At 43.3% G+C, this 3,090-nt stretch carries 4 protein-coding genes; all 4 read left to right on the plus strand.

Going from position 1 to position 3,090, the window contains the following annotated elements; translation table 11 throughout:
- Window positions 1-265 precede the first annotated feature (265 nt).
- The 4 genes from ACLROL_RS12095 to ACLROL_RS12110 all read left to right on the plus strand — a co-directional run bounded on the left by ACLROL_RS12095 (window position 266) and on the right by ACLROL_RS12110 (window position 2,966).
- Window positions 266-502, plus strand: a complete 237-nt coding sequence (locus ACLROL_RS12095) for a hypothetical protein (protein WP_413067940.1) — start codon at window positions 266-268, stop codon at window positions 500-502.
- Window positions 503-663: 161 nt separating this feature from the next.
- Window positions 664-1,815, plus strand: coding sequence for a class I SAM-dependent RNA methyltransferase (locus ACLROL_RS12100; RefSeq protein ID WP_330620559.1), 1,152 nt, complete (start codon window positions 664-666; stop codon window positions 1,813-1,815).
- 34 nt (window positions 1,816-1,849) lie between these two features.
- Window positions 1,850-2,443 (plus strand): XTP/dITP diphosphatase, encoded by a 594-nt coding sequence (locus tag ACLROL_RS12105; protein ID WP_087201106.1) that lies wholly within the window; start codon window positions 1,850-1,852, stop codon window positions 2,441-2,443.
- Between the two features lie 4 nt (window positions 2,444-2,447).
- Window positions 2,448-2,966 (plus strand): YfcE family phosphodiesterase, encoded by a 519-nt coding sequence (locus ACLROL_RS12110; protein WP_413067941.1) that lies wholly within the window; start codon window positions 2,448-2,450, stop codon window positions 2,964-2,966.
- The last annotated feature ends 124 nt before the right edge of the window (window positions 2,967-3,090 follow it).

Raw genomic sequence — 3,090 nt, forward strand, 5'->3', positions numbered from 1 at the left:
CCGATGGGGGAGCCATCGGTCTTTTGAGGGGAGTATAAATAATTAATAAGGGGTGTAGAAAGTCTGCTTTCTACAAATGTTAGTATAATATAAGATGCACGAAAAAGCAAGTAAAAATATTAAAAAAACCTTAAATTGCCAAAAGAAAATCTTATTTTTGCATGTATTGCGCGAGCCCCCAATTATTGGAAGATGGAATGCGAATAAAAAAAGCCCTGTCTGACATAATAACAGTGTACCATAAATCAACAAGGAGGACATGGAAATGGCAAAGAATTATAATAATTCCAACAATATGAACAACATGAACAAAAATAAAACAGAAAGCAATGCTTACGGTGCTTCTTACTCTTCTTATGCGGATGAGCAGACAAGAAACAAGAATAAGGCATCTGAAAATGCGACAAGAAATGCGTCCAAAAATAAAACATCCAACAAATCTACAAACAAAACATCTGACTGCCATAAAAACTATAACGACTATAACAACAGCAACTATTAATCCGATTCGGGCAAAAAATATCGGATAAAGAAAGGCTTCACTGTTTCGGGCTCCGAAAACAGTGGAGCCTTTTTGTATCTTCCTATCCGAGTTCGGGTTGACAAGTCTTCCGACAGAACGTAAGATAGAGAAAGAATGAATAGAGGAGAAGAAAGCAAAGTATGCAGATGGAATATATTGTACCGTGTCATTTTGGGCTTGAGGCAGTTTTGAAAAGAGAGATCACAGACCTGGGCTATGAGATCGCGCAGGTGGAAGACGGCAGAGTCTCATTCTACGGGGATGAGATGGCGCTCTGCAGAGCCAATATTTTTCTGAGGACAGCGGAGAGAGTACTCTTGAAGGCGGGACAGTTTGAGGCAAGGACATTTGAAGAACTGTTTCAAGGGACAAAGAATATTCCGTGGGAATTTTTTATCCCCCAAGATGGGAAGTTCTGGGTGGCAAAGGCGGCTTCGGTAAAAAGCAAGCTGTTTAGTCCGTCGGACATTCAGTCTGTCATGAAGAAAGCAATGGTAGAGCGTCTGCGGGAGAAATATCATGTCCAGTGGTTTTCGGAAAGCGGAGAGTCCTATCCTTTGCGTGTATTTTTGAAAAAAGATGTGGTGACAGTAGGAATCGATACATCCGGGGAATCGCTCCACAAGAGAGGGTATCGGCCGGCATCTGGAAAAGCGCCGATATCTGAGACACTGGCGGCTGCATTGATCATGCTTACCCCTTGGAAAAAAGACAGGATACTGGTAGACCCGTTTTGCGGAAGCGGGACATTTCCTATCGAGGCGGCAATGATGGCGGCCAACATTGCTCCGGGGATGAATCGGGAATTTACGGCTGAGAACTGGAAAAACCTGGTGGACAGGAAGTGTTGGTACGAGGCTATCAACGAGGCAAATGACCTTGTCCAGGATGATATTCAGGTCGATATCCAAGGATATGATGCGGACGCTTCTGTGATACGGATCGCGCGGAAGAATGCAGAGATGGCAGGAGTCGATCATCTCATTCATTTTCAGCAAAGAGAAGTAAAAGATTTAAGTCATCCAAAACCTTACGGTTTTATCATTACCAACCCTCCGTACGGAGAGAGATTGGAAGAAAAAGAAACATTGCCGGCCATTTACCGAGATTTTGGAGAAAGTTACCGAAAACTAAAAGAATGGTCTGCGTACATGATCACAAGTTATGATGAAGCAGAAAGGTGGTTTGGGAAAAAAGCGGATAAGAACAGAAAGATATATAACGGTATGTTGAAAACCTATTTCTACCAGTTTCTTGGCGGGAAGCCGCCGAAGAGAAAGAGACCGGAATAGAAAATATATTTGTTTGAAGAAAGAAGGAACATACATGAAGAGAATTGTATTTGCTACCGGAAATGCCGATAAGATGAAAGAAATCCGTATGATTTTGTCGGATCTCGGGATGGAGATCCTGTCCATGAAAGAAGCGGGAGTGGATCCGGATATTATGGAAGATGGGAAAACATTTGAAGAGAACGCCATGATCAAAGCGGAAACTGTTGCAAAATATTTGCCGGATGACATTATTCTGGCAGATGATTCCGGACTTGAGATCGATTATCTGAATAAAGAGCCTGGAGTATATTCTGCCCGTTATATGGGGGAAGATACTTCTTATGATATCAAAAACAAGGAACTTTTGAGACGGCTTGAAGGAGTGCCGGATGAGAAACGGACGGCAAGGTTTGTATGCGCTATCGCTGCAGTTTTTCCTAATGGGGAGAAAGAAGCAGTTCGCGCGACAATCGAAGGCTATATTGGGCATGAGATCAGAGGAGAACACGGATTTGGATACGACCCGATCTTTTTTGTTCCGGAATATGGCTGCTCTACGGCGGAACTAACCCCGGAACAGAAAAATGCCATCAGTCACAGAGGAAAAGGTCTGCGTTTGATGCGCCAGATCATGGAGGAGAAATAAGACGATGAAAAAGACAAAAATTCTTGTCGTCAGCGATACGCACAAAATGCATGCAAATTTTGAAAAGGCGTTGGAGAGGGAAAAGCCTTTCGACTATCTGTTTCATGCCGGAGATGTCGAAGGAAGAGAATTTGAGATTGAATATGGATCCGGCTGCCCGGCGTACATTGTATCAGGAAACAATGACTTCTATGGGAAAGCTCCGATGTCGGTGGAAATACAGATTGGAACCCACAAAGTTTTTATGGCTCACGGGCATCAGTTTTATGTATCCATGACTCTGGAACATCTGATCCGGGAAGCGAGGGAACGGAACGCGGATATCATTATCTTTGGACATACACATGTACCGTATCTGGAAATCGGAAGAGATATGGCTGTCATGAATCCCGGGAGTCTGACATACCCGAGACAGGAGGGCAGACTGCCGAGTTATATTATTCTGGAGATCGACGAAAATGGCAAAATTTCCGGGGAAATTAAGTATATCAAAAAAAATAAAAAAATGAAAAAAATGAGTTGACAAAAATCATCAATTCATATATAATAACTTTTGTCGTCAGGGAAAACGAGTGCTGGCCGACAAAAGCTACGGGGTGTGGCTCAGCTTGGCTAGAGCGCCTGGTTTGGGACCAGGAGGCCGCAGG

It is taken from the genome of Sellimonas sp., from assembly GCF_047234585.1.
Taxonomy (GTDB): domain Bacteria; phylum Bacillota; class Clostridia; order Lachnospirales; family Lachnospiraceae; genus Sellimonas; species Sellimonas caecigallum.

Bases quoted from the DNA above. Each gene is read 5' to 3' on its own strand.
- ACLROL_RS12105 (WP_087201106.1), top strand. From the start codon at position 1,850: ATGAAGAGAATTGTATTTGCTACCGGAAATGCCGATAAGATGAAAGAA.
- ACLROL_RS12100 (WP_330620559.1), top strand. From the start codon at position 664: ATGCAGATGGAATATATTGTACCGTGTCATTTTGGGCTTGAGGCAGTT.
- ACLROL_RS12110 (WP_413067941.1), top strand. From the start codon at position 2,448: ATGAAAAAGACAAAAATTCTTGTCGTCAGCGATACGCACAAAATGCAT.
- ACLROL_RS12095 (WP_413067940.1), top strand. From the start codon at position 266: ATGGCAAAGAATTATAATAATTCCAACAATATGAACAACATGAACAAA.